General features: G+C 54.4%; 24 protein-coding genes. 14 read left to right on the top strand and 10 right to left on the bottom strand.

Features of this window, described 5'->3' with window-relative positions:
* Positions 1-279 (top strand): hypothetical protein (locus AC0QHF_RS10555; RefSeq protein ID WP_324704166.1); only part of this gene is annotated, 279 nt, incomplete at its 5' end.
* Here AC0QHF_RS10555 and AC0QHF_RS10550 read toward each other — a convergent pair.
* The 4 genes from AC0QHF_RS10550 to AC0QHF_RS10535 all read right to left on the bottom strand — a co-directional run bounded on the left by AC0QHF_RS10550 (position 260) and on the right by AC0QHF_RS10535 (position 3,061).
* A complete protein-coding gene (locus AC0QHF_RS10550; protein WP_324704165.1) occupies positions 260-976 on the bottom strand; it encodes a metallophosphoesterase family protein in 717 nt (238 codons plus the stop codon). The two genes, AC0QHF_RS10555 and AC0QHF_RS10550, sit on opposite strands and share 20 nt — an antisense overlap.
* Positions 977-1,005: 29 nt before the next feature.
* Positions 1,006-1,755 carry a metallophosphoesterase family protein gene (locus AC0QHF_RS10545; protein ID WP_324704164.1) on the bottom strand — a complete coding sequence of 250 codons (750 nt, stop codon included), beginning with the start codon at positions 1,753-1,755 and terminating at the stop codon, positions 1,006-1,008.
* Entirely contained in the window at positions 1,748-2,260 is a 513-nt protein-coding gene (locus AC0QHF_RS10540; protein WP_324704163.1) for a L,D-transpeptidase, read from the bottom strand. Before AC0QHF_RS10540 ends, AC0QHF_RS10545 begins: the two co-directional genes overlap by 8 nt.
* Positions 2,261-2,407: 147 nt before the next feature.
* A complete protein-coding gene (locus AC0QHF_RS10535; protein WP_324704162.1) occupies positions 2,408-3,061 on the bottom strand; it encodes a bifunctional 4-hydroxy-2-oxoglutarate aldolase/2-dehydro-3-deoxy-phosphogluconate aldolase in 654 nt (217 codons plus the stop codon).
* 60 nt (positions 3,062-3,121) lie between these two features.
* On the opposite strand from AC0QHF_RS10535, the gene AC0QHF_RS10530 reads away from it, so the two are divergent.
* Entirely contained in the window at positions 3,122-4,219 is a 1,098-nt protein-coding gene (locus AC0QHF_RS10530; RefSeq protein ID WP_324704161.1) for a glutathione S-transferase family protein, read from the top strand.
* A gap of 36 nt (positions 4,220-4,255) precedes the next feature.
* On the opposite strand, the gene AC0QHF_RS10525 is transcribed toward AC0QHF_RS10530, so the two are convergent.
* The gene (locus AC0QHF_RS10525) at positions 4,256-5,212 is read right to left on the bottom strand and encodes an MDR/zinc-dependent alcohol dehydrogenase-like family protein (protein ID WP_324704160.1); all 957 of its coding nucleotides are present in this window, start codon (positions 5,210-5,212) and stop codon (positions 4,256-4,258) included.
* Positions 5,213-5,387: 175 nt separating this feature from the next.
* Here AC0QHF_RS10525 and AC0QHF_RS10520 point away from each other — a divergent pair, with 175 nt between their 5' ends.
* Complete coding sequence (locus AC0QHF_RS10520; RefSeq protein WP_324704159.1) at positions 5,388-6,458, top strand: sensor histidine kinase; 1,071 nt, start codon at positions 5,388-5,390, stop codon at positions 6,456-6,458.
* A gap of 110 nt (positions 6,459-6,568) precedes the next feature.
* A complete protein-coding gene (locus tag AC0QHF_RS10515) occupies positions 6,569-7,981 on the top strand; it encodes a cation:proton antiporter (RefSeq protein WP_324704158.1) in 1,413 nt (470 codons plus the stop codon).
* A gap of 228 nt (positions 7,982-8,209) precedes the next feature.
* Here the strand turns inward: AC0QHF_RS10515 and pyk are convergent, their stop codons facing one another.
* Positions 8,210-9,640 carry a pyruvate kinase gene (pyk, locus tag AC0QHF_RS10510; protein WP_324704157.1) on the bottom strand — a complete coding sequence of 477 codons (1,431 nt, stop codon included), beginning with the start codon at positions 9,638-9,640 and terminating at the stop codon, positions 8,210-8,212.
* Between the two features lie 155 nt (positions 9,641-9,795).
* Between pyk and AC0QHF_RS10505 the strand changes: the two genes are divergently transcribed.
* Complete coding sequence (locus AC0QHF_RS10505; RefSeq protein ID WP_324704156.1) at positions 9,796-9,960, top strand: hypothetical protein; 165 nt, start codon at positions 9,796-9,798, stop codon at positions 9,958-9,960.
* On the opposite strand, the gene AC0QHF_RS10500 is transcribed toward AC0QHF_RS10505, so the two are convergent.
* Both AC0QHF_RS10500 and AC0QHF_RS10495 read right to left on the bottom strand, forming a co-directional pair.
* Positions 9,922-11,286 carry a hypothetical protein gene (locus AC0QHF_RS10500; protein ID WP_324704155.1) on the bottom strand — a complete coding sequence of 455 codons (1,365 nt, stop codon included), beginning with the start codon at positions 11,284-11,286 and terminating at the stop codon, positions 9,922-9,924. The genes AC0QHF_RS10505 and AC0QHF_RS10500 overlap by 39 nt on opposite strands.
* A 363-nt stretch (positions 11,287-11,649) precedes the next feature.
* Positions 11,650-13,203 carry an FAD-binding oxidoreductase gene (locus AC0QHF_RS10495; RefSeq protein WP_324704154.1) on the bottom strand — a complete coding sequence of 518 codons (1,554 nt, stop codon included), beginning with the start codon at positions 13,201-13,203 and terminating at the stop codon, positions 11,650-11,652.
* A 73-nt stretch (positions 13,204-13,276) separates the two neighbouring features.
* Here AC0QHF_RS10495 and AC0QHF_RS10490 point away from each other — a divergent pair, with 73 nt between their 5' ends.
* The 5 genes from AC0QHF_RS10490 (at position 13,277) to AC0QHF_RS10470 (ending at position 21,538) form a co-directional block, all read left to right on the top strand.
* Positions 13,277-14,107: a DUF928 domain-containing protein gene (locus AC0QHF_RS10490; RefSeq protein WP_324704153.1), complete on the top strand. Its 831-nt coding sequence runs from the start codon at positions 13,277-13,279 to the stop codon at positions 14,105-14,107.
* Positions 14,104-17,433 (top strand): CHAT domain-containing protein, encoded by a 3,330-nt coding sequence (locus AC0QHF_RS10485; RefSeq protein WP_324704152.1) that lies wholly within the window; start codon positions 14,104-14,106, stop codon positions 17,431-17,433. The genes AC0QHF_RS10490 and AC0QHF_RS10485 overlap by 4 nt, the downstream gene beginning before the upstream one ends.
* A 626-nt stretch (positions 17,434-18,059) precedes the next feature.
* Positions 18,060-19,139, top strand: a complete 1,080-nt coding sequence (gene fba / locus AC0QHF_RS10480; protein ID WP_324704151.1) for a class II fructose-bisphosphate aldolase — start codon at positions 18,060-18,062, stop codon at positions 19,137-19,139.
* A gap of 147 nt (positions 19,140-19,286) precedes the next feature.
* Positions 19,287-20,813 carry a hypothetical protein gene (locus AC0QHF_RS10475; RefSeq protein WP_324704150.1) on the top strand — a complete coding sequence of 509 codons (1,527 nt, stop codon included), beginning with the start codon at positions 19,287-19,289 and terminating at the stop codon, positions 20,811-20,813.
* Positions 20,814-20,974: 161 nt separating this feature from the next.
* The gene (locus tag AC0QHF_RS10470; protein ID WP_324704149.1) at positions 20,975-21,538 is read left to right on the top strand and encodes a hypothetical protein; all 564 of its coding nucleotides are present in this window, start codon (positions 20,975-20,977) and stop codon (positions 21,536-21,538) included.
* Positions 21,539-21,542: 4 nt separating this feature from the next.
* Here the strand turns inward: AC0QHF_RS10470 and AC0QHF_RS10465 are convergent, their stop codons facing one another.
* On the bottom strand, positions 21,543-23,120 hold the full coding sequence (locus AC0QHF_RS10465; protein ID WP_324704148.1) for a hypothetical protein: 1,578 nt from the start codon (positions 23,118-23,120) through the stop codon (positions 21,543-21,545).
* Positions 23,121-23,284: 164 nt separating this feature from the next.
* Between AC0QHF_RS10465 and AC0QHF_RS10460 the strand changes: the two genes are divergently transcribed.
* Both AC0QHF_RS10460 and AC0QHF_RS10455 read left to right on the top strand, forming a co-directional pair.
* Positions 23,285-23,683 carry a DUF2358 domain-containing protein gene (locus AC0QHF_RS10460; protein WP_324704147.1) on the top strand — a complete coding sequence of 133 codons (399 nt, stop codon included), beginning with the start codon at positions 23,285-23,287 and terminating at the stop codon, positions 23,681-23,683.
* A gap of 44 nt (positions 23,684-23,727) precedes the next feature.
* Entirely contained in the window at positions 23,728-24,915 is a 1,188-nt protein-coding gene (locus AC0QHF_RS10455) for a TRC40/GET3/ArsA family transport-energizing ATPase (protein ID WP_324704146.1), read from the top strand.
* A 179-nt stretch (positions 24,916-25,094) separates the two neighbouring features.
* On the opposite strand, the gene AC0QHF_RS10450 is transcribed toward AC0QHF_RS10455, so the two are convergent.
* Entirely contained in the window at positions 25,095-25,913 is an 819-nt protein-coding gene (locus AC0QHF_RS10450) for an inositol monophosphatase family protein (RefSeq protein ID WP_324704145.1), read from the bottom strand.
* A gap of 192 nt (positions 25,914-26,105) precedes the next feature.
* On the opposite strand from AC0QHF_RS10450, the gene ndhM reads away from it, so the two are divergent.
* Together ndhM and AC0QHF_RS10440 are read left to right on the top strand one after the other, a co-directional pair.
* Positions 26,106-26,444 carry an NAD(P)H-quinone oxidoreductase subunit M gene (gene ndhM, locus AC0QHF_RS10445; RefSeq protein ID WP_324704144.1) on the top strand — a complete coding sequence of 113 codons (339 nt, stop codon included), beginning with the start codon at positions 26,106-26,108 and terminating at the stop codon, positions 26,442-26,444.
* Positions 26,445-26,682: 238 nt separating this feature from the next.
* A partial coding sequence (locus AC0QHF_RS10440) for a transposase (protein ID WP_324704167.1) occupies positions 26,683-26,969 on the top strand: 287 nt, incomplete at its 3' end.

The raw sequence follows: 26,969 nt of genomic DNA, 5'->3' as shown, positions 1-26,969 counted from the left end.
TCCTGGGAGGGACAAACCTTGAAACCCTTATATCAAGGTGATTTCATTACCCCATTCCCCATTCCCCATTCCCCATTCCCTGCGCGCAGCGCTATAATTGGCAACTTTATCCCAATTGTGTCAAAGCCTCCAGAATTGGGGGTTTGGGGGCGCGACTATTTACAAATTGTTTCCGATTGCTCTATAATCATCTTGAGAGGATTTTGGCTGGTAGGGGCGCAAGGCTTGCGCCCTCGGGAATTAATTCCCCATCAGGATTTCAAAAAAAAGCACTTTTGAAGCGGTAGGGTTCGATTTCAAATTCGTCGATCCAGGCGGTGCGTTTTTCTCCCTTTTGATTAGCCTGCCACATCCGTCCGGTCGTGACATCTAAACAGGTTAACCAGCCTTTGTTGCTGTAAACTCGCGTATCGATACAGACGGCGTAGCCGTAGTTGAGGGGTTGGCCGCTTTTTTGGCTGGTGTGGCCGCAAACCATGACTTTCCCGGAATGGTGGGGTCTGGCGTTGTAGAATTTCGCCCAAAATCGATCGTGGTCGGATTGTTCGGAAAGGGGGCGATCGGGATCGGCGTTGGCGTGGACGAAAAAGTGGGTTTCTTCTTCCCAGCAGTCCACGCAGGTTTGTTCGAGAAATTCCCAATGTTCGGCGGGGACATCTTCGAGGCGAGGTTTTTTACTCGATGAATTGTAGGAGAGTAAGGTTTCGTGACCGCCGGACATTTTCCACCCGTTTAAAGCATTCGGGTGCGATCGCGCTTCCAACATCATGATTTCGTGATTTCCCCGCAGGGCGACGAGTTGTCCGCCCTTGTGGAGCTCGATGAGGCGGTCGATTACCCCTTTGGAGTCCGGGCCGCGATCGACGTAATCTCCGAGGGTTATAATGCGATCGCCCTCGCCGGGATTCACCATTTTGATCAGGGTGTCGAAGGCGTTGGAACAGCCGTGAATGTCACCGATCGCCAAAATTCGCATGGAACTAACTCAGTTACTCTCGTGCAATTTTAACCGCGATGCACCTGAAATCGGAATCCCAGGTGGGAATAGGGCATTTCAAATTCGTGAATCCAGGCGGTTTGCTTTTCCCCCTGTTGATTCGCCTGCCAAATTCGCCCGGACGCGACATCCAGACAGGTCAGCCACCCCTGGCCGCAAACCCAAGTGTCGATGCAGATGGCGTGGCCGATGTTGATGGGCCGGCCGTTTTTTTGGGTGGTGTGCCCGCAAACCATCGTTTTTCCGGAACAGTGGGGGGCGGGGTTGTTGAATTGCTGCCAAAATAGCATCCGTTCCGGTTGTTGCTGGAGGGGCAAATTGGGGTAGACGCTGGCGTGGACGAAAAAGTGCGATCGCGTCTCCCACCAGTCCCGGCAAATTTTTTCCAAAAAATGCCAGTGTTCCTCGGGGATGCAGTTGATGCCCCCGCGATCGCCCGGTCGGCAGTAGGACGCCAGGGTTTCTTCGCCGCCGGACGCCTGCCAGTGATACCAGGCATTCCAACCCAGGGACTTCGCCCGTAACATCATCATTTCATGATTTCCCCGCAGGGCCACCAGTTGTCCCCGGTCGTGGAGCTCGATGAGGCGATCGATCACCCCTTTGGAATCCGGGCCGCGGTCTACGTAGTCGCCCAGGGTGATGATGCGATCGTGGGGTTGCAATTTGACCGCCCGCATCAGGGTGTCAAACGCCACCGAACAACCGTGAATGTCACCGATCGCGAGAATTCGTCTGGGTTTGTAAATCCTACTCATGCACGACCACTGGCGTCCCGACCGAGGCCCACTCAAACAGCCACTCGGCATGATCGACCGCAACATTCGTACAACCGTGGCTGACCGGAGTCCCAAACATATTATGCCAATAGGCGCCGTGAATTGCCATGCCGCCGTCGTAGTACATCGTAAAGGGCACGTCCGGAACATCGTAACCGGGGCCGACCATGCGGGTGCTGCGATACTTGGTTTGGACGGTAAACGTCCCGACGCGGGTGGGGGTGGAGGGTTTGCCGGTGGAGACGATCACCGCATAGACGAGATTGTTGCCTTCCCAAGCCATCAGACGCTGGCGGGTCAGGTCGATTTCGATCCAGCGTTCGGAGGACTGCTGCAACTCCAAAATCCGGCGGGCCATTAGGTTGTGAAATTGTTCGGAGCGGACGGGGGCCGAACCGCCGTAAAGTAGGGCGATCGCCACCGTCACTCCCGCCAGCAGCCGTCCGATATGAAACCCTCGAATTGATGTCTGACCGATTGTCATTTTCCCACCTCTTTCCTGCCATCGATGATTCTATCCCGCGTGTCGGTTAGATATAGATAGTGATTCTATTTTAGTCTGACTTTCTCCGCGAGGGTCAATTTTTGTCCGTTATTTTTGAATGATTTAAGATTGTTAGATCGACCGTTATCAATTTTCTCCTCCCTCCCATTTGGCCAGATTTTCGGTGAGTTGCCGCGATCGCATCGTAATCGCCTCCCAATTTCCTTCGGCGATCGCGTCTTGGGGAAACAAATCGCCGGACAATCCGACCGCGATCGCCCCCGAACGGATAAAATCGAGGGCATTGTTCAGCGTCACCCCCCCTGTGGGAATCAGGGGAATTTGACCGAGGGGACCTTGCAAGCTTTTGATATAACTCGCCCCCCCCACCGCCGCGATCGGAAACACCTTGACGCAACTCGCCCCCGCCTGCCATGCGGCGATGATTTCCGTGGGAGAAAGGGCGCCGGGAATCACGGGCGTTTCCGTCTCTTTCGCCACCCGAATAATCGGCAAATTTGTATTGGGAGAAAAGATAAATTGCGCGCCGGCATTGACCGCGTGAATCAACTCTTCCGCCGCCAAAATCGTCCCGGTTCCGATCGCGCAGTCCGGCAATTTCGACCGCAGTTCGGAAATGATTTCGGGAACGTCATTGCCGTTCCATGTCAGTTCGATCAGTCGAATGCCCCCCGCCGCCGCCGCCATCGCCATCTGTACGCCGACGTGAAAATTGGGGGCGCGAATCACTGCGATCGCCCGGTGGGTTTCGAGTCGTTTGAGCCAATAACTGTCCTGCATTTGATGGTGATTCAGTATAATTAGACGTTTAAATGGTATAATTTTACTTTAAAAAAAATCATGTCACAAACCTCGACAAAATCCAAGAGACGCGGCAGCCCCCTTCCCCCCGGCGCGATCGTCCGCCTGGGAAAATTCGTCTGGACGACGATGTGGCAGGTGATGATGTCCCAACTCGCCCCCCGCAGTTCCTCCGGGGAATACATCCGCCCGGAAAGCCAATTTCGGGATACCGTGGGGACTCCCGATCGCCCCGCCGAGGCGAAACGCTATGCTCTGATCGTGGGGTGGGGTTGTCCGTGGGCACACCGAGCCCTGGTTGTGCGGGCGCTCAAGGGCCTGGAAGAGGCGATATCGGTGGCGATCGTCTCCCCCTCCCCGGACTCGGGAATGTGGGCGTTCGACGGCGCGGAAACCGGCTGTGAGACGCTTCCCGACTTTTACCGATCGCTGCACCCGGGTTACTCGGGGCGATCGACGGTTCCGGTGTTGTGGGATCAACAAAAAAAGGCGATCGTCAACAACGAAAGTTCCGAAATTATCGTCATCTTAAATAATGCGTTTCAAGAGTTCGCAAAATACCGCGATCGCGACCTGTATCCGGCGGATTTGAAAGACGCGATCGACCATTGGAACGATAAAATTTATCAGACCGTCAATAACGGCGTCTATCGCTGCGGTTTCGCCCAAAGTCAGGAGGCCTACGAAACCGCCTGCGACGAACTGTTTTCCACCCTCGATCTCGTCGATGAAACGCTGGGAACTCATCGGTATTTGTGCGGCGATCGCGTCACCCTGGCGGACGTGAGATTATTTACGACTTTATTCCGCTTCGATACGGTTTATTACAGCCTGTTCAAGTGCAACCGCCGCCGCATCCGAGACTATCCGAATCTCTCCCCCTATTTGCGGGACTTGTATCAACTTCCCGGCGTCGCCGACACCTGCAAATTGGATGTCGTCAAACGGGATTATTACGGAAACCTGTTCCCCCTCAACCCCGGCGGCATCATTCCCAAAGGCCCCGATTTGGATTTGGATGAACCCCACGGCAGGGGGGCGGAGGAAGCGGAGGAGGCGGAGGAAGCGGGGGAAGCAGAGGAGGCGGAGGTTGAATTGGGGGTGGGCAGGCACGGAGGCACTGCCCCTACAATCTAAAATCTAAAATCTAAAATTTCCCCGCCCCGGAGAGTGTCAAATTTCCATATCCACCAACACTTTTAGCGTCCCCCGTTGTCGGGCGCGATCGAAGGCCTCCAGACCGCGATCGAGGGGATATTTCGCCTGAATTAACGGTTCGACGTCCACCCGGTGCTCGGCGAGGAGTTCCAGGGCCGGGGCGAAGGGGCCGCAGCGGGAACCCAGGAGGGTGATTTCGTCCACCACCAGGGACGAGGCGTCGATAGTCAGGGCGCCGGCGTAGGTGCTTTTCAACACCAGGATGCCGCGCGATCGCAGGGAACGGCGGGCCAGGGCGAACCCGTCGGGATTTCCCGTACACTCCACCGCCAAATCGAAACCGCGATCGGCCACGGCGTCGGCGAACCCCGTTTTGATGCCCCGATTTTCCAGCAATTCCAATTTTTCCCGGTGGCGCCCCACCGCCAGCAGGTCGCAACCCGTCAGGGCGAGGGTTTGGGCGATCAGTTGGCCGAGTTTGCCGTCTCCCACCACCAAAACCCGCCAGTCCGGGGAGACGGACACCTGCCGCTGAATTTCCAACGCCGCCGCGATGGGTTCGGTGAACGTCGCCTCGTCGGTGGACAGGCCCTCGGGCACCGGGTGCAGGTTTTCGGCGGGGAGGGCGAGGTAGTCGGCGAAGGCGCCGTCGCGGTTGACGATCCCCAAAACCGTGCGATTTTCGCAGTGGGTGGGTTGTCCGCGGCGGCAAAACCGGCACTCCCCGCAGGCGGCATTGATCTCGCCCACCACCCGCCGTCCGAGGAGATTTTCCGGGCCCCGTTCCACCACGCCAACAAATTCGTGGCCGGGGATGCCCCGGTAGGGGTAATACCCCCGCAGCAATTCCAGATCGGTGTTGCAGATCCCCGCCCGCAGGACCCGTACCAACGTCTCTCCCGGGGGGGGTGCGGGGGTCGGCAGGTCTGTGCGAAGTTGTAGTTGCTGATTTTCGAGCCAAATTGCTCTCATTGTCCTGATCTGTGTGTATTAATACCCGAACGATTTCATTGTATGCAATCGGCGAATTTGCCGACCCAGGGAATTTGTCACATAGAATAGAACAGGAGTGCAGTTGTCTGTGAAGTCGCTGACTCCGGTGGCTAGTGGGTGCAAGGCATCTATGGGAAAAAAACTCACGCGACAGATGTTATCATTGCCCGGGCCGGTCTTGATGGCTGCCGGTTTTGTTGTGGCAATTGCGATCGTCTGTTGGAACGGTCATCTGTCCGGGAGTAAATGGGCCGCTATTTTGATCGCCATTCTGGCGATCGCGTGGGGTTTGGGGATGGCGATCGCGGCGGGTCGGGAACGGCGGCAGTGGCGGCGAGAAAAACAAGCCCTGGAAACGTCGCTGGCGGAATTCCGCGATCGCTTGGAACTCGAAAAACAAGAGTTGGAACACAATTTAAAAGACCACATCGACAAATATCAAACCCTCCGGCAAGAAAATCAAACCCTCCACCAAATCAACGCCCGCAAAGATGAGTTTCTCAGACAAACCTCCCACGAACTGAGAACCCCCATGAACGGGATCATCTGCTCCCTGCAACTGTTGCTCGATGAGTTGTGCGACGATCGCGAAGAAGAACTCGAACTCCTCCAACAAGCTCACCAGTCTTCCATCCACTTACTCGGGCTGATCAATCAAGTTTTAGATCTGGCAAAAATCGAATCGGGGAAAGTCTCCGTCGAACTCAAATCCATCGACCTGCACGCTTCCCTGACGGCCGCCCTTTACCTCCAGTTCGCCAACTTTCGTCAGAAAAATCTGGAACTTCACAGAAAAGATTTCGTGCGGGGTATCAAGGTGCAGGCTGACCCGATCAAATTAAAACAAATTTTTATCAATTTGATCGGCAACGCCATCAAATTTACCGATCGCGGCAGTATCACGATCGTCACCGAAATTAGACAGATGGTCACTCCCCGAGGGGAAGCCAACACCCCAATGGCGGTCGTCACCATCAAAGACACGGGCATCGGCATCGATCCGAATCATAAAGATAAACTCTTCGAGGCGTTTCAGGTGGAGGATGAATCGAACATCAATCCCTACGGCAGCACCGGACTCGGCCTGGTGATTTCCAAGCATTTGATCGAAATGATGGGCGGCAGCATCCATTTGATGAGCCCGGGAAGAAACCAAGGCACGACGGTGGAACTCGTGCTTCCCCTGGCTGAAACTGACGAATTTCACGAGGTGGGGGACAATTAGTTCGCGATCGCTTGTATCGCCCGAAACACAAAAAAATGATAAATTTGTCGGCAAACTGATTGCACTCCCTGCGATAGTTGCGAGATGACCCGAATTGTTGAGGAGCGTTTATGAGTATTGCGATCGCGATTGATCGGGCTGTGATACCGATCCTGAACGGACAACTGGGGTGGCTCCCTAACCCCCTTCTCTTGACAGAAACCGTCGCAGAAGAAGGCTACGAAGATGCGGTCATCGCCTCGTTAGTCGCCACAGTTATTGTGATCTTTGTCGTCAGCCGCCTACTCGAAGAACTGTGCGTCCGCGTCGGACTGCCGGCGGTTTTGGGTGACTTGTTGGCCGGAATCGTCCTCGGGGCGTCGGCCCTGGGATTTTTGATCTTCGCCGAAGTGGGGGGGGAAGTCAATCCAAGCATTCTCAATTTTTTGGGAGCCGTCACGGGGGCCAGTCCGGAAGCCGTCACCAAAGCCTACGATTTCCAGATGGAAGCCCTGATCGACAGAACGGCGACTTCGGGTTTGTTGGTGCTGTTATTTGTCACCGGGCTCGAATCGGATTTGGGCGAGTTGATCCGCGTCGGGGGGCAGGCGGCGACGGTGGCCTGTTCGGGGGTAGCTATCCCCTTCGTTCTGGGCAGTTTGATGCTCATTTACGTCTTTCACATCGCCACCATTCCGGCTTTATTTGCGGGGGCGGCACTGACGGCGACCAGCATCGGCATTACAGCCAAAGTTATGCAGGATATCGGTGTTCTCAAATCCAAAGAAGGTCAAATTATTTTGGGGGCGGCAATTTTGGACGATATTTTGGGAATTGTCGTCCTGGCGGTGATGTTGAGTTTGGTGGCGACCGGAACGGTTGAAATTGCGACGATCGCCTCCCTTTTATTCAGTGCCACTTTGTTCGTTTTGGGGGCGGTGTTGCTGAACCGGTATTTCGCCCCAATTTTTGAAGCGATCGCCGACCGATTTAAAAGTCCGGGGGCGTTGATGACCCTAGCCGTCCTGTTTTTGGCGTTGCTGTCCCTGCTGGGTGTGGCGGCGAAGTTGGAAGCCATTTTGGGAGCCTTTGCCGCCGGAATTGTCTTGGCCGGAACCAATAAGCGGGACGAACTCCAACAGTTATTTCAACCTTTCGTTTACATCCAGACCACGGTCTTTTTCGTCACCGTCGGCGCCAAAGTCGATCTGAGCGTCATCAACCCCTTAAATCCCGAAAATCGGGAGGGCTTGATCATTGCCGCCATCCTGATCGCGATCGCGATCGTCGGAAAAGTGGCGGCCGGATTCGTCGTCATTTCTAAGGAGAAAATCAGCCGTCTGGCGATCGGGACCGGGATGATTCCCCGGGGAGAAGTGGGCCTGGTCTTTGCCGGCCTCGGCTCGGCAACCGGGGCACTCCCCAAGTCGTTGGATGCCGCCATCATCATCATGGTCATCGTCACCACTTTGATCGCCCCCATCCTGCTCCGATTTGTCTTTCCCAAATCCGAAGAAGTTACGCAAACCGAAGCGATCACATAATCTGAGCTCCGGTTGAGGAGGCGGGGGAGAGAGGGGGCTCCAGGAGGTTCCAGGAGGCTCCAGGAGGCTCCAGGGGGCAGATTCCCCAATCATCTTTAGATGATTTTGGCTGTTAGCTTGGGAATTGATTCCCAAGCGGTCCAGATATTCCACCCGCTTACCTCCGCTCCCCCCGCTCCCCCCGCTCCCCCCGCTCCCCCCGCTCCCCCCGCTCCCAAAGACCGGGCTTTAAGATGCCCCGCGAATTTTGTGAATTTTCAAGAAATTGGTGCCCTTGGCTTTCTTGGTGGGGATGCCGCCGATGATTAAAATCTCGTCCCCCGGAGAGGCGAGTTTCCGCAGCAGGAGATAGGTTTGCGCCTGATCGAGAAGCCCCTCGAAGGAATCGACCTCATGTTCGAGCAGCAGGGGTTTCACGCCCCAAACCAGATTCAGGCGGTGGTAAACTTTCCGGTTGGGGGTGAGGGCGACGACCGGCACTCTGGGGCGCTCGGCGGCGGCTAACTCGGCGGTGTAGCCGCTGCTGGTGTAGGCGACGATGCAATGCAGCTTGAGAATTTTGTCGATGGTGTTGAGGGCTTCGCTGATGGCGTGGGTTTCGTCCGTCAGGGCGGGGGGGTAGTTGGTAAAGTTGATTTCCGGTTCCACATCCCGGGCGATCTTCGCCAACATCTGCACGGCGCGGACGGGATATTTGCCGACGGCGGATTCCCCCGAGAGCATCACCGCATCCGTCCCGTCGATAATGGCGTTGGCTACGTCGGAGGCTTCGGCGCGGGTGGGGCGGGGGTTGTTGATCATGCTGTCGAGCATCTGGGTGGCGGTGATCACCGGGATGCCCTTTTGGTTGCACAGGCGGATCACCTGTTTTTGCAGCAGCGGCACCTTTTCCGGCTTCATTTCGACGCCGAGATCGCCCCGGGCCACCATCAGGCCGTTGCACTCGGCCACGATCGCCTCCAAGTTGTCGATCGCCTGGGGTTTCTCAATTTTCGCCATCACCGAGATCTGGCTGGCATTCCGTTCGGCTAAAAAGGTTTTCAAAGCCTTCACGTCGTCGGCGGTGCGGACGAAACTGAGGGAAATCCAATCCACGCCCTGGGAAATCCCGAACTCCAAGTCCTGCATATCTTTTTCCGTCAGGGAGGGCAAACGCAGGGCTAAACTGGGCAAGTTCACCCCCTTGCGGCTCTTGAGTATCCCCCCCTCCACCACCTGACATTTGACCGCGTTGCCGGAAATTTCCTCAATTTTCAACTCCAACAAACCGTCATCGAGGAGAATCTGCGCCCCCGGTTTGGCCTCCTCCGCCAGGTGGGGATAGTCGATGGCGACGGTGTGGGGTTGCTTCTGATATTCGTCCGTCGGAACCAGGGTGAGGGACTCTCCCGCCACGAGTTGAATGGCGCCGTCGGGAAGCTGTCCGACGCGAATTTTCGGCCCCTGCAAATCTTGCAGCAGGGTGATGGGAGTGTCCAACTCCTCGGAAACTTGTCTGAGGCGAGTCACAGTTTTCGCATGATCTTCATAGCTGCCGTGGGAGAAGTTGAGGCGAGCCACGCTCATTCCCGCCTCTACCATTTGGTAGAGAACTTCGGGAGAATTACTCGCCGGGCCGATGGTTGCCACGATTTTGGTGCGGTTGCTCAAAGGTTTCATAATCGTTTTTCATTTGAGAGAACAAAATTCTCGGTCTGTCGAGTTGTGAGGGAGCGGTCTGTTGTCCGTCCGTAAATTTGACCCGATTCTATCACCGTTTTTAGTCGCGGCAGCCCGGTTTGCCCGATCGTCTCGCCTTAACCTGACATTAAAGAATGGACCGCGCCTTGGCGGACCGCCGGCTTCTGAAAAGCGGGGAATGGGGGACGGCGGAAGGGACGGCATCTCCCGTCGCCCGCCCCGATTTTAACCGCCGTCTCCGCAGCGATCGCGGCGATCGCTCAAGACTGACAGAGGGCCAATTTTCGACTATCAAATAAGTTGACAATTCCCGCCGTCACCGTTTTTTTGATCTGGGGGTCGCACCCCGCCAAAAACTCCTCCGATGAAATCGCCCCTTGAAAGAATTTCTGGGCGCGATCGCGCTGTACTTTCATATCTTCAAACCCCATGGATTTGACCATGTAGGTGGTCAGGGGCGAATTTTTGATGTCGTGGTGAGAATGCTGGGTTCTGCCTTTTTCTAAGAGGGTCAAAACCGTCGATTCCAAATCGTCTTTGGGTCGGTATGGATTTTCAATTTCGGGCAAAAAATCCACCAGAGAAATGGCGACAAAATCTTCCGAGGGCATCTCCCCCATCAGCGTCGAAACCGGGATGACGCGGCCGAAGCGCAGGGAAAGGGCTTCCAAAAAGGCGATCGCGAACAGCTTGCTGCCCAGGTACAACCGCCCGACTCGAATGTTTCTTTCGGCCCGTTCCACCAGTTTTTTATAGGTGCGATCGTCGGGATAGCCGCGGAACTGGTGGAAGATGACTTCCGGCTTGAGAAAATTCATGAACCCTTCCATTTTTTGCAGGGCGGTGCGGTATTGATTGATCGTGTAGGCGCTGGCATTATTGAGGTAGTGGTTGGTTTCGGGGAGCAAATTCCAAGTGTTGTCCAAAAACAGGGCCGCACTCGGATCGGCGAAACTTCGCACGTCTCGGTTGGAGAGGCGGACCGATCGCCTCACCGTTTCGATCAGTTCCGCTTCCGTGAATTGGAGATGCCATTTTTGGGCGATCGCCTGCAATCTCCGATACAAAATTTCGCTGTTGCTCAATTCGATTTTTTCGGCACTTCGGAACGGAATCGTCGCTTCGATACAGGCGACAATTTCCACAGACAACTCGATGCCGAGTAGCGGTTCCAAAACCTTGGCGGCTACCAGGGCGCTCAAAAATTCATTTTGTCCGCCAAAGGGAGATAACATTTGGCCCGGCGCCATATCGAAGATTTCCGCGACGATTTCAAAGGTGGAATCTTTCGGGATGTTGGCGGCTTCCCGAATCCAGAGGTGTTCCCCCACTTGGCGGATAAAGGGCGCCAGGTAATAGGTGAGGTTGAAGTTGACACTCTGATCGACTTGGACGTAAACGACATCGTGGAAGAGTGCCGCCAAAACCTCAATCGGATCGTCCGTTCCTCCGACTTCAAAAATATGTTCGGGGGTGTGAAAATAACGCCACGGCCCAGTCATCGTTTGGACAATTAATTCGGCAATCCGAACCAATTCCGCCCCTGCGACTTCAATTTGAAGCTGCTCCATCGCCCAAACCAATTTGTCCAGACATTGCTGGTTATAATCCTGTTCTAGATCCATCCGACCCATCAAATTTAGACTCGACACAATTATAAATATAGTAATCCGAAATGTTTTTTGGAGTTCTGTACTCCCGACGGTTTTTCTTGACAAATCCTTCCGGACGGACTGTCGGGATCGCGATCGCGTAAACGCCGTACCGTCGCCCCAGACATAGATGCCGATTCCCTGACATCGGCGTGAGGCGATCGCTCGATTGAGGCTGACTCTGACTGACCGGTCTGAGGTTGCGGACGGGTGCGCTCCGGGGCTATTTCTCCTTTGAGCCGATCCATTCCGACGCACCCCCACTCAATTCTACCGCAAACGAGAAACGCAATCCCGAAAGAATTGGGAGATTTTTGCCGGCGGCGAACCCGCACTTCAAGCCTCGTAATCTCCTCCCGAACCGTAGCACCAGGCATCTATCCAGCGGTGGAGATAATATTTTTGTCGGGGGGAGAGGTTTTTGGCGAGGGGATCGAGGGTTTTTCCGAGGGGGTAAAGGAGGCTGTAACTCGCCAAATTGAAATAGTGAAGCGTCCAATCGATGAGGTTGCCGACCCCCACTTGGGGGATGACTTTAAACACCGTACCGGCGTGAAAAATCCCGGTCAAAAATAAGGTTTGGGCGAGGGCTGGAAACTGGATCACGTCCTGGAGAAAGGGTTTGAGGACGGGTTCCCCGAGGCGTTTCATGTCCCGAAAGACGGCGGCGAGGAGGGTGTTGATGCGATCGCCCTCCACGTCGCGATCAACCCCCACGCTCATGGATTTTTGAAACAGCCAGGTGACGGACAAACTGGGTTGGTAGGGTTGCAAAAGGGCGAGGGAATCGCGATCGAGAATGTCGGCATTTAGGGCTTCGTCGATGCCCCGCGTCAGGCGATCGAGGTGCCGCACCATCGCCCCGAATCCGCCGAAACTGAGGGGGGACTGGCTGCCGCTGCTGTCGCCGACGGGAAGGATAAAATTCCAGGGCGTTTTCAAAGGGCTTTTTCGGTAGCAGGGGAAGAATCCGAACAGCGCCCGCTTGAATTCCAACTGCGACAATTCCACCTTTTGATATTGGGGAAGTAAGGTCAAATAATCCTCGAAAAACTCCGCTAAACTGGGGCGATCGGGGTGGGCGTCGAGGTAGGTAAACATATAGGTCGTGCGCCCGTCCCGGGCGGGAAATGCCTCCCAAAAATACTGACAGTGATTTTTTATGGGGGTAAAAGATGCGAAAAGATCCCCCGTTTCGTTGTGGGGATATCCGCTGCCGCAGGTACCGACGACCAGACACACGGCATCGGGTTTTTGCCCTCCCCTCGCCTGCCTGACGATGGGGGAAAAGTGACCCATCGCGTCGAGCAATAATCGGGCGGTAAACGTCTGATTTTCAGAACTTTCTACCGTCACGCCGTTCGGGTGGACGATCGCGCCCTTGTACGGGGTATTTTCCAACAGTTTACCCCCGGCTTCCAAAAACCGATTTTTAATGGTTTCCAGCAGAAAAACCGGATCGACCCCCACGTTGAGAACGTCCCGAACCCAAATGTCGGCACTGTCGGGAAAGCTGAGGCGGGCGGGGTTGTATTCCGTCGCGATCGCCGTTTCCAACTCCTCGGAAGACAGCAAATTTAACTTCAAAAAAGTCTGCAATTCGTGGCGGGAAATATTCCACTCCTGATCCCGCCCCCGCAGCGTCCCCCGTTCCAGCAACGCCACCCGCGAGCCCCGCATCGCCAACGTCGCACCGATGAGAATTCCCAGCGTCCCGCCGCAAATGATCACATCGTAATCCGTCCCCTCCAGGGGTTCCGTCGTTTGGCGAACCGTCTCCGGCATCGGGAGGGTATTTTGTTTCATCGCGTCCCAGAGGCGATCGGCATTTTCCAGTCCCTTTTGGGGGTTTCCGGGAATTTGAGAAAGAACCTGTTCGGTGAGTGACATTGAATCTAAAACCATGCGCCACTTAACAGGATAGAAGATCTGCGTTCGTTCGGCCGTAAATTCTCCAAAATTGATGATTTGTAGTACACTGCGATCGCGACCTATTTTCCCGATCGCCATGAACCCAAACGCCCCGACGACTCCCATCTTGAGATATTGCGCGATCGCACTTCTGCCGTTTCTCGTGTCAGGAATGGCGACAGTTGAAGTCAGCCAATTTCGCCCGCCAGATATTCGCGAACCCAGCCGGCGGGAATCTGGGGGAACCCGTGGCGGGGGAATATTTGGGCGAGAAAATGCGATCGCCTTGGTTCCCGAAACGGGAGGAGTTACCGTTTCCGAGTTTCCGTCTTTTTTCTTTTACATTCCCGAAATTGACGGGGAGTCCTCCGAGGTGACGGCATTTTTTTCCATTGTTGATGAAAATGATAAAATCTACGAAACTCAATTTAACTTGCCACAAATAGCCGGAATTATCAAAATTGGAGGAACAGAAACCGCCGCCAAAGCGTCCCTAGAAATTGGTAAGATATACCGATGGTATTTGGAGATTGTAGGGCAGGAAATGCTGACGAGTGAAATTTTGGTAGGTACGGTTCAGCGAGTCGAAGCCGATCCGGAATTGACGGAAGCTTTAAAAGGGGCGATTCCCGAGGATTATCCGGATTTATACATCGATGCGGGAATTTGGTATGACAGCCTTTCGACGCTGGCTGAACTCCGACAAGCCGATCCCGACAATTCCAACCTGAAAACTCGATGGCAAGAATTACTCGAATCCGTGGGAATCAAAGCGATCGCCGATGCACCTTTATTGTCGATAAAAAGTGTATCCCCCGCCTCGGAATTTAGACCGCCGGACGATGGACTATCGCCCCTTCCCAGTCCCGGAGGAACCCGATGAATACCAATCGAAACGAACGATTTTTATTCAATAAAAATGGTTTTTTATTGGCGATCGCGTTAATTTTATGCCCGGTCATATTTCCGTTTAAACCCGCCCACACAACCCCTGCAAATTTGCGAACGCAAGCCGAACGACTGCGGCAGGGAAATCAAGAATTTGTGCGGGGAAATTTTCGGGAAGCCGTGGAAATTTATCGGGAAGCTTTACAACAGTTCCGAGCGGAAAATAATAACGCCAAAGTCGGGGAAACCTCACTCAATCTCGGGACGGCTTATCGAATTTTGAGTCAGTATGATTTCGCCCGAGAAGCGGTGTCGGAAGCGCTGAAAATTGCCAAAAAAATAGGCGATCGCCATTTAGAAGCCGCGGCGTTGATGGAGTTGGGGGTAATTTATTACAGCCGCAGCGAGTATCCCGAAGCGTTGGAATTGTACGAACAGGCGATCGCCATTAGCCGCGAGATTAGCCATCGGGAAATCGAAGGGCGAACCCTCGATCATGCGGGGGTGGTTTATCGGCAGCGGGGAGACTTTAAAAAAGCTTTGGAATTCCACCAAAAAGCCTTAGAAATTTTACAGGAAATCAACCTAATATCGCCCCAAGCGTTAGTTTTAAATAATATCGGTATCGTTTACGAACGGTTGGGGGACTATCCGCAGGCGATCGCATACAACGAACGGGGATTGTCCATCAGTCGGGAATACGGCGATCGCAACATCGAATCCCGCATCCTTCTGAGTCTGGGGGTGGTTTACAGCAACCAGGGAAACTATCAAAAATCTCGCGAAGTTTTGGAAGCGGCTTTAATTCTCGCGGAACAGATCGGAAACCGGGCGGCATCGGGTCGAATTTTAAACAATTTGGCAGGGGTTGAAAATGAAATCGGCGAATTTAAAAGTGCCTTGGATTACTATCAAAAATCCCTACAAATTCGGCGAGAAATTGGCGATCGCATCGGCGAGGGTGTCACCCTCAGCGGTATCGGATTGGTTTATCGAAATTTGGGACAGTACGATCGCGCTTTAGATGATTATCGTCAAGCCTTGGAAATTGCCCGAGAAGTGGGCGATCGCCCCGGTGAAGCTCATACTTTGATGAGTATCGGCGGGGTTTATTCCAACCAGGGAAAATACACCGAAGCGTTGCAGATGTACCGAGAGGCGTTGGCTATTCGGGAGGAAATCGGCGATCGCGCCGGACAGGGTTACACTCTCAACAGTATGGGGGCGCTTTATTATAGTTTGGGTCAGTTTTTAGAAGCTTTGAATGACTATGAAAAAGCACTGAAAATTCGCCGGGAAATTGGCGATCGCGCCGGGGAAGCCCAAAGTCTCAATAATATCGGTTTAATTTACGAAATGCAGGGACAGAGCGATCGCGCCCTGGATTTTTACCGCCAGTCCCTCGACATCCGGCGGGACATCGGCGATCGCGCTGGGGAAGGCAACACCCTCAACAATATCGGATTAATTTATAACCTCCGACGGGACTACGATCGCGCCTTGGAAACTTACGAGGAAGTGCTGATAATTCGCAGGGCAATCGGCGATATCGCGGGGGAAGGAACCACCCTCAACAACTTGGGTTCGGTGCATCGAAATCGGGGGGATTTTGACAGCGCGATCGCGGCTTACCAACAATCTTTGGTGATTTTTCAAGAAATTGGCAATCCGGAAGGGGAGCGATCGAACCTCAGCAGCATCGGCTGGATTTTAGAAAGTCAAAACCAAATCGAATTGGCGATTATTTTTTATAAGAAATCCGTCAACGTCACCGAATCCATCCGCCAAAATCTGGGCGGACTCTCAAGCCGCCAACAACAATCCTACACCGAAACCGTCGCCGCCACCTACCGCCGCCTCTCCGATTTATTGTTACAACAAAATCGGGTGTTGGAAGCGCAACAGGTTCTCGATCTTCTCAAAGTTCAAGAATTGGAAGATTATTTGGACAACGTGCGTGGCAACCGACAAACTTCTCAAGGTGTAGAACTTTTACCCCAAGAACAGCAAATTTATGAAGCCTACGCGGTCAGCCAGGAGCGCGCCATTAAACTGGGGCGAGAATTGGCACAATTGCGACAAATTCCACCGGGCGATCGCAGCGAAGAACAGCAGGAACGGATCGCCGAAATTGACCGAGTACAACAGCAAATTCGCCAAAACTTCAACGAATTTATCCGCAGTCCAGAAGTCGCCACCCGGATTCAAGAATTATCGACGGCATCCGGCGGACAAAATATCGACCTCCCCAATTTAAACTTACTCCAGCGACAACTCCAACAAATCGAACCCACCGCCGTTTTACTCTATCCCCTCCTTTTAGAAGAGCGGGTCGAATTGGTTTTGGTGACGCCCTTTTCTCCCCCCATAAACCGCTCCTTCGACATCGATCGCGAAGAACTCAACCGCGCTGTTTTGGAGTTTAGACGGGGACTGACGAACCCCACATTGCCGCCAAATTCGATCCTCAACTCCGCTCAAAAACTTTATGATATTTTAATCAAACCCATCGAAAATGACCTGATCCAAGCCGATGCAAAAGTCATTCTTTACGCCCCCGATGGCATCTTGCGATACGTTCCCATCGCCGGACTTCACGACGGCGATCGCTGGCTGATCGAGCGCTTTGCGGTCAACAATATCACCGCCGCATCCCTCACCAATTTGAACCCCGTCCCCCCCGATCGCGTGCGGGTTCTCGCGGGTGCTTTCGCCACCGGAAGTTATGAATTTGAGGTAGGAACTCGACAATTTTTAATGGCGGGACTGCCTTTTACCGCGATCGAAGTTGATCGCATCGCCGAGAGACTTCCCGACACCACAAAACTGGTGGACGAGGAATTTAATCGCGACGCGACTATCCCCCAACTCAACGATCACAGTATCGTCCATTTCGCCACCCACGCCGCCTTCGTACCGGGCCAACCGGAGGATTCATTTATCTTGTTCGGAGACGGCGATCGCGCCACGTTGCGGGAGGTGGAAACCTGGAACCTTCCCAACGTTTCTCTGGTGATTTTGAGCGCCTGTCAAACCGCCGTGGGCGGCATGGGAAACGGCGAAGAAATTCTGGGTCTGGGCTACCAAATGCAACAGGCCGGAGTGTTGGCAACCGTCGCCTCATTGTGGGTGGTGGACGATCGCGGCACCCAAGCGTTGATGGACGAATTTTATCAAGCGTTAGTTTTTGATCGCCAATCCCCCACCCGAGCCCTGCAACAGGCTCAAATCACTTTAATTAACCGGCAGGGAGACGATTCCCACCCCTATTATTGGGCAGCCTTTATCGCGATCGGAAACGGTTTATTTCCTTTGAATTAGCAGGGCCGTTTCATTCTCGGTTAAAAATTGTCGAGGCTGATGAGGAAAACCGCTGATCGGGGTGAGGAGTGAGGTATTTTTCCGGTTAAAAATACCTTTTCATTCCCCCAAATCTCCCGGTCGCTCCCTCTGGCTCCTGGAGCTCCCCCTACCATTTTTCGGGGAAAAATGAAACGGCCCGGCTTTGAATTAGGGGTCAATCACTTGATATCACCCGCCTTGAAACCCGGGGATGGAGTCCCTTGTTGGCTCAGAGCAAAAGTCCACGCCAGCCGGGACTCGGTGGGACACAAAGTGTCCTCAGATCAGATGACGATCCACTTTTTCCCTTTTGGAGCTTGAGCCTCACCCCCCGGGGACAATCCTCCTGATGTCGGTTGTATGCCTCCACTGTTCCACCCGTTTCTGGGTTCCCTCCGCTCCTGGATCTCCTGGATCTCCCTCCGCTCTTGGATCTCCTGGATCTCCTGGATCTCCTGAATCTCCCTGGAGTCCCCCAATTTCGGAGATTGGTGAAAATTATTTGATACAATTCGCCATAACTCGTAAAATTGTTTTAAGATTGTTTTAATTAAGACCGTCTTAGAAACCAACTCACAGATAAAGAAGACTTAGGAGGAGACTCTATGGCGCTCGTACCCATGCGGCTGCTGCTGGATCACGCTGCGGAGCACGATTATGGCATCCCAGCTTACAACGTCAACAACATGGAGCAGATCCAGGCGATCATGCAGGCTGCTCACGAAACCAACAGCCCGGTGATCCTGCAAGCTTCCCGTGGTGCCCGCTCTTATGCCGGCGAAATTTTCCTGCGCCACCTGATTCAGGCGGCGGTGGAAACCTATCCTCACATTCCCATCGCCATGCACCAGGATCACGGAAACTCTCCGGCGACCTGCTATTCGGCGATGCGTCACGGCTTCACCAGCGTGATGATGGATGGGTCCTTGGAAGCCGATGCCAAGACTCCCGCAAGCTTCGAGTACAACGTCAACGTCACCGCCGAAGTGGTGAAAGTGGCCCACGCCATCGGCGTGAGCGTGGAAGGGGAACTGGGTTGCTTGGGTTCCCTGGAAACCGGCATGGGTGACAAGGAAGATGGTCACGGTGCCGAAGGTGTTCTGAGCCGCGACCAGTTGCTCACCGACCCCGATGAAGCGGTGGAATTCGTGGAGCGGACCCAGGTTGACGCCCTGGCGGTGGCGATCGGAACCAGCCACGGCGCTTACAAGTTCACCCGCAAGCCGACGGGGGAAATTTTGGCGATCAGCCGGATCGAAGAAATTCACAGCCGTCTGCCGAACACCCACCTGGTGATGCACGGTTCTTCCTCTGTCCCGGAAGATCTGCTGGCGCTGATCAACGAGTACGGCGGCCAAATCCCCGAAACTTACGGCGTCCCCGTCGAAGAAATTCAGAAGGGAATCAAGAGCGGCGTCCGCAAGGTGAACATTGACACGGACAACCGTCTGGCGATCACGGCGGCAATTCGCGAAGCGGCTGCCAAAGATCCCTCCAACTTCGACCCCCGCCACTTCATGAAGCCTTCCATCAAGTACATGAAGAAAGTGTGCGCGGATCGCTACGAGCAGTTCGGAACGGCTGGCAACGCCGACAAGATCAAGGTTCAAACTTTGGATGAGTTTGCGGCCAAGTATGCCAGCGGCGAACTGAGTGCGACCACCAAGAAGGCTGTTTCCGTCTAATTCGTTCGGTTTTGTTTAAACTGATCGTTTCAACCCGGTTTCCGTTCGGAAGCCGGGTTTTATGTTCTGGGAGCGCGATCGCGCAGAATGCGGGAGTCCGTGCTACTTTGGGACAGGAGAAAAAAACCGGAAGGGTTGACCTGAAAGATGACCGGATTGCCGTTAAAATTGCAACGCCTCGCCAAAAAGAGCCAGCCTTTAGACCGGGTGGCGATCGCTTTGATGTTGGTGTTGAGTGTTCTGATTGGGGTCGTGGTGTTGAGCGGCGATCGCACGACGCCCCGGGTGCGGGAGTTCAGTTGGGCGAACCAACAGGTCGGTGCCGAGGATCGGGGCTTCATCTTGACGTTCAACCGCCCGATGGACCGGGAGAGCGTGGAACAAAATTTGCGGCTCGACCCGCCCCTGCCCGGTAAAATCAGTTGGGCGGGCAAGCGGATGGCCTACACGCTGATCGACCCGGTTCCCTACGGGACGCCGTTCAGCGTCCAGTTGCAGGGGGCCCGGGATAAGCTTTACGGGGAGAACCGCGAGGGCCGGCTGTTGGAACCGTTTACGGGGTATTTTCGCAGCCGCGATCGCGCCTTCGCCTACATCGGGGTGCGGGGAGATGAGGAGGGGCGGCTGATGCTGGTGAACCTGTCCCAAGATCCGAGGCCGGTTCCCCTGACGCCAAAAGATTTGGTGGTGTTGGAGTTTGAACCCTACCCCGAGGGCGATCGCATTTTGTTTTCGGCGGTGGCGCGCTCGGACCGCACCCAAGGTCAATTTGACCCCCAGTTGTACGCCACCACCACGGGAATCAACCCGGAATCGACGGCCGACAAATCGACTTCCCCCCAAGCTCCGGGGCAAGTTGAAACGCTCCTGGAAAGTGAGTCTTACCGCAACCTCAAGTTCGACCTGGCGCCCGACGGTTCGGCGATCGTCGTCCAGCGAGTCCACAAAACCAATCCCACGGACGCCGGACCGTGGATCTTGGAACCGGGCCGCTCTCCCAAACCGCTGCAGACGGAGGGGGGAGATTTCTTGATCGGCCCCGACAGCCAATCCCTGATCATCGCCCAGGGTCCGGATCTGACGACGATTTTGCCGTTGGAACCGGAGGCGGAGGTGTTGGAATATCTGCCCAAGTTCGGCCAGGTGTTGGGATTTTCCTCGGACGGCTCGGCCGCGGCGATGCTGAAGTTCAACTCGGACGGGACGCGATCGCTGTTTTTGGTCGATACCCAGGGCACCGAAACGGAACTGTATCGGACTCCCGAATTCGGCAACATTCTCACCGCCCAATTCGACCCGAGCGGCACGATTCTTTACACGTTGATCACCGAGTTGGTGGAGGAGAGCGAGGAGTATATCGAACAACCCTACATCGTGGCGATCGATTTAAAAACTGATGATATCGTCCCCCTGGTGATCCTCCCCAACCAACAGGAAATCAACCTGAGTCTTTCCCCCGACGGTCTGGCTCTGCTGTTCGATCAAACGGTGACTCGGGTGATGGAAGAAGATGTGGAAAATCGACCCCGCACGGAAGGGGGAGATACCGTCACCACCAGCCGCCTCTGGCTGTTGCCCTTGGTCGCCGACGACGTGGCGGACGACGGGACGGCATCGCAATTGAAGCCGGAGGAACTCCCTTTTTTGGGATTCAATCCCCAGTGGTTGCCGTAGGAGTTGAACAAAAAATCAAGTTAACGGGCATACTTCCCCCTCCAAGAATAATCTTACAACGATTGACTCGCCCCTGTCAACCCTTTTCAAAAAAAATTTTTTTTTAATTTTATCGAGGTTTGAACCGGATAAAATTTTGCCGAATATCGAGTTTTTAACCCATGCAACCTGAAGAGATCACCGAAACCCTGAGCGAATTATTTGGCGAGATGGTAAGCCAACCCGACGAGACGGCTTGGCAGGTGGAGGCTTCCGCGTTTCGCCTGCTGGTGTTGCTCTCGGAAGATCGGAGTTGGATGCGAATTTTACTCCCCATCGCCCCAATTAACGCCGCTAAAAATATTTTCGACAAACTGTTGGAAGCGAATTTTGATCTGACCCAGGAAACGCGGTACGCCATCCACCAGGATATCATCTGGGGGGTATTTCAGGGGTCAAGGGAGAATTTCAATCCGGCGGATTTTCGGGCAGCGATCGCAACATTGTTGGCCCTGCAAGAGCGGGGGCTCTCGGAATTTTACAATCAAAGAATAGAGGATCAAATTCGGCAAATTATTCGCATGGCAAAACAGCAGGGACAATCGATGGAAGCGACCTTGCAAAATTTGAATCGCTTGTATTCGGAGGGGTTGATGGGGGAAATGGAAGCGGGTGCAGAAAATCGGGAACGGACCCTGGCGGCTTGGCGGTATCAGTTAGAACGGCTGTGGCCGGAGGTGGAATGAGGCCTCAAACCAGCTTAAAAGATTGAAAGGCAGAATTATTGATATCGGTCGGAGTCAAGGTCAAATTTGCCCCCCCTTCCAGGATGGCGATGGTATCTCCCCCGACGGCGATCGCCAAATCCGACCCCACCGGAGAAATGCTATAGGTTTCCACCCCTGAGATCACCATTTCAATGGAGTCTCCTTCCGCCTGATTAAACCCTCGAATTCGCGCTTCTCCTTCCCCTCGATAAAAGGTATCAATTCCCAGCAGGCTGTAAGGGGGTCGGAGGCTGGTTCGCACGTAACCGAAAATAAAATTATCGGCCCCCGGACTTCCGATCAACAGGTCAAATTCGTCGTCGCCGCTGCTGGTATAGGTGCGTGGATTTCCCCCGGCAATCACTTCCACCCCCGTAATATCGTGGGGGCCGACTCCGAAGGCTTCGACGGTATCATTTCCGGCGGTGCCGACAAAAGTGGCTTGGCGGGTGGGTTCAAATTGTCCGACTTGTTGATAGTGATCTAAACCCGATTCGTACAACCCGGCTTGAACGGCTGCCGCCACATCGGGATGATCGGCATAGTATTCATTTTCGAGGAAGTTTTGTTGCAACGGCACTTCGCCGCTGTAGTTGATGTTGAGTTCTTGTCCGGATGCGCCTTCGACCACGAACCGCGTATATCGACTGATATCGGAAACCGTCACGTCAATCAGATTATCGCTCCAATAATAGCCGCCGGTGGCGCGAGTTCCCGCCACTTGAATCACGTCCTTTTCCGGGTCGTAATTTTGAATGATGGCGCGACCGAAAAAAGGATAAAAATCGCCGCCGGAAGGATTGGGAAGGGAACCACCAACGCCGATGACAAAGATATCGGAACCGGCGGAACCGACCAGGGTATCCACTTCGCTGTAATCGTCGATACTTCCCGTCAGATTTTCATTGTCAAATCCGTCGCTTTCGTAGATGCGATCGCCATTTTCATCCAACCCGACTTCCACCCCGATCAGTTCGATGGTTCCCAAACCAAAACCGGCAACAACATCATCAAAGGGCCCCCCCACAAATGTCACCGATCGCGACGGTTCAAATTGGCCGAAAAGTTCGTAGTGATGGCGGCCCGTCCGGAAAACTCCAGCCTCAACCTGTTGTGCGATATCGGGATATTTGTCCAGATATTCGGCATCCAAAAAAGAGTTAGCAAACCGTCCTTCGTTGGCCCCGAACTTGAGAAAGTGTTCCAGTCCGTTCCGAAAAGATTGGTTTTGAATAAATGGAACCAGATCGCGGTTATTATTGAGATAAAAGGTTTCGTCGTAGTCGGAAGAAATTTGGGTGAGTCCCGACTCGTAACCCGATTGAATAAAGTGATCCAACCCCGAGGCAAACAATCCGGAGTTGACGGCGTTGGCCACCTCGGGATGATTCGCCAAATAATAGGATTCGTCAAAATAGCGGGAGACTTCGGTGAAGCCGGAGGCTTGGCCGAACCGTTGAAAATGATCGAAGCCGGATGAGACGATCCCCTGTTCGATTCCACTGGACACGAACGGATATTTTTGGAGATAATATTCTTCGTCAAAAATGTCGTAATTCATGGTTTTCTATGTTATAATTATGGCAAGGAATTGGAGCCGATTCACCCAACCGACCTTGGGTCGATTCGACTCCAGTCCCTTTCTTCCAGTCTAGCCATATCCGCCCCAAAGCGGAGTTGATTTTAAAAAAGACTTAACCTTTTGAAGGGTTGAAATCGAGTTTTATGGTGCCAACTGACTTGCTGGAAATCCTGAAACGGGACTATCAAAATTTTCCCGCCGATCAAACCTACGCTATCTATGCGGAAGACGTTTATTTCAAAGATCCGGTTAACGAATTTTCCGGGCGCGATCGCTACCAAAAAATGATCGGCTTCATGGAAACCTGGTTCAAAGACATCCAACTGGACCTGCACGGCATTTCCGAGTCCGGGGACACCATAGAAACCCGCTGGACCCTGAGTTGGACCGTCTCCGTCCTGCCGTGGCGTCCGCGAGTGTCCGTCCCGGGGCGGAGCGAACTGCACGTCAACTCGGAAGGCGCGATCGACAGCCACATCGACTATTGGAACTGTTCCCGCCTCGCCGTCCTCGGGCAGGTTTTTCAACAAACCCGCCGTTAACGTTAAAATAATGTAAATAAATTTTAAGCGGGGATCAGGATAATATGCGCGTAATTTTGATGACCGGAAAAGGCGGGGTCGGCAAGACCTCCGTCGCCGCGGCCACGGGGTTGCGGTGCGCCGAGTTGGGCTACAAGACGCTGGTTTTGAGTACGGACCCGGCCCACTCCCTGGCGGACAGCTTCGACGAACCCCTCGGACACGATCCCCGCCAGGTGAAGCCCAACCTGTGGGGGGCCGAACTCGACGCCCTGATGGAATTGGAGGGCAACTGGGGCGCCGTCAAACGCTACATCACCGAAGTGTTGCAGGCGCGGGGACTCGACGGCGTGCAGGCGGAGGAACTGGCGATTTTGCCGGGGATGGACGAGATCTTCGGTTTGGTGCGGATGAAACGGCACTATGACGAGGGGGACTTCGACGTTCTGATCATCGACTCGGCCCCCACGGGCACGGCTCTGAGGCTGTTGAGCTTGCCGGAGGTGGGGGGCTGGTATATGAGAAGATTTTATAAACCGTTACAGGGGATGTCGGCGGCGCTGCGGCCGTTGGTGGAGCCGATTTTCAAACCGATCGCGGGTTTTTCCCTGCCAGACAAAGAGGTGATGGATGCCCCCTACGAATTTTACGAGCAGATCGAGGCGTTGGAAAAGGTGCTCACGGACAATCAACAAACCTCGGTGCGGCTGGTGACGAACCCGGAAAAAATGGTAATCAAGGAGTCTCTCCGCGCCCACGCCTATTTGAGTCTGTACAACGTGGCAACGGATTTGGTGATCGCCAACCGGATCATCCCCGACGCGGTGAGCGACCCGTTTTTCAAGCGCTGGAAGGAGAATCAGCAGCAATATCGCCAGGAAATTCACGACAATTTCCGGCCCCTTCCGGTGAAGGAGGTGGAATTATTTACGAAGGAGATGTGCGGGTTTGAGGCGTTGGAGCAACTCAAAACTGTTCTCTACGGGGAGGAAGATCCCACCCAGATTTATTACCGGGAAAATACGGTGCAGATTGTGGAAGAACAGGGCGGCTACAGTTTGCAATTGTATTTGCCGGGAATTCCCAAAGAGCAAATTCAGTTGAATAAAACCGGGGACGAACTGAACATCCGCATCGGCAACCACCGCCGCAATTTGGTTCTGCCGCAGGCGTTGGCGGCGCTGCAACCGGCGGGAGCCAAGATGGAGGAGGACTATCTGAAAATTCGCTTCGGGGACGTGGCGAAGGTATAGCAACGAGCGCTGGCGTGGTAACACGCCGGGAATGATCAATCTCTCTACTCCCGACTCCCTTTTATAGGTTTTGTAACTATACGATCGCGCACTGCTATATCTTGAGGCTGGGGGAGAATGAATTGATCATTGATCATTGATAATTGATCATGATCAATTTTTTCTTTGTACCCGACGCCCTAATTAGGCCCGAATCCCAATTTTGACTCAGCGAGGGGTTGAAGTGTGTCGAGCCACTGGGTTTGGCTGACGACGAGGGTGGGGAAGGAGCGATCGCCGTAGTCGAGTCCGCTTTTGAGGGGGAAAATCTCGGCGGAGTCCAGGGGGATCCAAACGGCCCCGGAGGCTTGGACGATCGCCCAGGCGGCGGCGATGTCCCAGATTTTGGGGGTGGCTTCCACCCCGCCGATGCAGGTTCCGGCCGCGACGGTGAGGAAATTGTAGGTAGCCATGCCCAGCATCCGCACTTTAGCGGGGAGGTGGGGAGCGATGGCGACGCTGCGGGAGCAGAGGTTGAAAAATTGATTCGGCCCGAGGACGTCGGTGGTGGGGTGGATGGGAATGCCGTTGCCGAAACTCCCCGTGGGAACGTCGAGTCCCGACCGATCCGGCCAGAAGCCGTGAAAGGTTTGTTTGAGGGGGGGGAGGTGGATGTGGCCAAAAATGGGGGTTCCCCGGTAGAGCAAGGCGAGGGAAATGCCCCAGATGGGGATGCCGCGGGTAAAATTGGTGGTGCCGTCGAGGGGGTCTACGATCCAACACCAGTCCGCCGTCGGAAAGATGTGTTCCCCCTCTTCGGAGAGGACGCCGTGGTCGGGGAAAGTTCGGGCGAGCGCGTCCCGAATTTCGCCGTCGGCCCAGCGATCGGATCGCGTCACCAGGCTGCCGTCGGATTTAGCTTCGGCTTGCACCGCCCCGAAATCCCGCAGCAATTGTTCTCCGACGCGGCCGGCGGTGGTTTCGGCGAAGGCGAAAATTTGGTTCCAAAACTCAGTCACGATCGATATCCTCTCGGCAGTTGCGGCGATGCCCCCAACTTCCGGGGCGATCGCACTCAGCTCTAAGGTATCAAATGGGCGTCCCCTTGTCCGACTCGAGGGCGCGAGAGCCCGATTCAGACGTCAAAATGTCGTGGGAGGGTGCAACAATAAGTCAAAGTACAGATTCAAAACAGGCGATCGAAAATTCCTATGTTGTTGAAGTCTACGACCCGTCACATCCACATTTTTACCGCCGAAATCCAGGATGATGAAATCATGCCCAGCGACCAAAAACTCACCCTCGACGTCGATCCGGACAACGAGTTGAACTGGAACGATGAGGCGCTGCAACAAGTCTACCGAAAGTTCGACGAGTTGGTAGATGCCGCGGCCGGGGAAGACCTGACGGAATACAACCTCCGCCGCATCGGTTCGGATCTCGAACATTTGGTGCGATCGCTGTTGCAGTCGGGGCAAATCTCCTACAACCTCGGCACCCGGGCGATCAACTACAGTTTGGGATTGCCCCGAGTGGAAGCCGAATCCTGAATCGGGAAAGAGAAACTTCTCACTTCTCGCTCCTGACTCCTCACTTCTAGAGTGCCGGGTTCGGGTGCGGGGAAGGGAATGTCCGTCCCCCCGAACATCCGATTTTGTACCTCACCCCGGTGACAAACGCCAGATTGAGAATTGGCGGCGGGAAAAACAATTTCCCGCTTTTTCGTCGCTCCTCGCCGGCGATCGTTTCGGGGGGAGGCGCTAAAATAGTTCACGGAAACAGACTGGCATCAGGGAGCGCACCAACAAACAGCGGCGCAGTCCAACTGAACGTCGTCGCTCCAATAGTTGGGCGTTTGATCAAATCAGGCAGTTCCTGACCTATAAAGCACTGGCGGCAGGCGTCCCTTTGATGACGGTCAATCCGGCCTACACGTCGCAAACCTGTCATTGTTGCCTTCATATTGGAGAACGCAGCGGCAAACGGTTCAAATGCAGGAACTGTGGTTGGATTGGTGATGCCGATTATAATGGTTCGCTCATGATTGCTATTTCTGGGGGCGCTGCAAGCCGTCC

The sequence above is a fragment of the Lyngbya sp. CCY1209 genome, from assembly GCF_055795065.1.
The sequence above is the reverse complement of the archived record's forward strand: the minus strand, read 5'-3'. Positions and strand labels throughout refer to the sequence as shown.

Bases quoted from the DNA above. Each gene is read 5' to 3' on its own strand.
- AC0QHF_RS10550 (WP_324704165.1), bottom strand. From the start codon at position 976: ATGCGAATTTTGGCGATCGGTGACATTCACGGCTGTTCCAACGCCTTC.
- AC0QHF_RS10545 (WP_324704164.1), bottom strand. From the start codon at position 1,755: ATGAGTAGGATTTACAAACCCAGACGAATTCTCGCGATCGGTGACATT.
- AC0QHF_RS10540 (WP_324704163.1), bottom strand. From the start codon at position 2,260: ATGACAATCGGTCAGACATCAATTCGAGGGTTTCATATCGGACGGCTG.
- AC0QHF_RS10535 (WP_324704162.1), bottom strand. From the start codon at position 3,061: ATGCAGGACAGTTATTGGCTCAAACGACTCGAAACCCACCGGGCGATC.
- AC0QHF_RS10530 (WP_324704161.1), top strand. From the start codon at position 3,122: ATGTCACAAACCTCGACAAAATCCAAGAGACGCGGCAGCCCCCTTCCC.
- AC0QHF_RS10525 (WP_324704160.1), bottom strand. From the start codon at position 5,212: ATGAGAGCAATTTGGCTCGAAAATCAGCAACTACAACTTCGCACAGAC.
- AC0QHF_RS10520 (WP_324704159.1), top strand. From the start codon at position 5,388: ATGTTATCATTGCCCGGGCCGGTCTTGATGGCTGCCGGTTTTGTTGTG.
- AC0QHF_RS10515 (WP_324704158.1), top strand. From the start codon at position 6,569: ATGAGTATTGCGATCGCGATTGATCGGGCTGTGATACCGATCCTGAAC.
- pyk (WP_324704157.1), bottom strand. From the start codon at position 9,640: ATGAAACCTTTGAGCAACCGCACCAAAATCGTGGCAACCATCGGCCCG.
- AC0QHF_RS10505 (WP_324704156.1), top strand. From the start codon at position 9,796: ATGGACCGCGCCTTGGCGGACCGCCGGCTTCTGAAAAGCGGGGAATGG.
- AC0QHF_RS10500 (WP_324704155.1), bottom strand. From the start codon at position 11,286: ATGGATCTAGAACAGGATTATAACCAGCAATGTCTGGACAAATTGGTT.
- AC0QHF_RS10495 (WP_324704154.1), bottom strand. From the start codon at position 13,203: ATGTCACTCACCGAACAGGTTCTTTCTCAAATTCCCGGAAACCCCCAA.
- AC0QHF_RS10490 (WP_324704153.1), top strand. From the start codon at position 13,277: ATGATTTGTAGTACACTGCGATCGCGACCTATTTTCCCGATCGCCATG.
- AC0QHF_RS10485 (WP_324704152.1), top strand. From the start codon at position 14,104: ATGAATACCAATCGAAACGAACGATTTTTATTCAATAAAAATGGTTTT.
- fba (WP_324704151.1), top strand. From the start codon at position 18,060: ATGGCGCTCGTACCCATGCGGCTGCTGCTGGATCACGCTGCGGAGCAC.
- AC0QHF_RS10475 (WP_324704150.1), top strand. From the start codon at position 19,287: ATGACCGGATTGCCGTTAAAATTGCAACGCCTCGCCAAAAAGAGCCAG.
- AC0QHF_RS10470 (WP_324704149.1), top strand. From the start codon at position 20,975: ATGCAACCTGAAGAGATCACCGAAACCCTGAGCGAATTATTTGGCGAG.
- AC0QHF_RS10465 (WP_324704148.1), bottom strand. From the start codon at position 23,120: ATGAATTACGACATTTTTGACGAAGAATATTATCTCCAAAAATATCCG.
- AC0QHF_RS10460 (WP_324704147.1), top strand. From the start codon at position 23,285: ATGGTGCCAACTGACTTGCTGGAAATCCTGAAACGGGACTATCAAAAT.
- AC0QHF_RS10455 (WP_324704146.1), top strand. From the start codon at position 23,728: ATGCGCGTAATTTTGATGACCGGAAAAGGCGGGGTCGGCAAGACCTCC.
- ndhM (WP_324704144.1), top strand. From the start codon at position 26,106: ATGTTGTTGAAGTCTACGACCCGTCACATCCACATTTTTACCGCCGAA.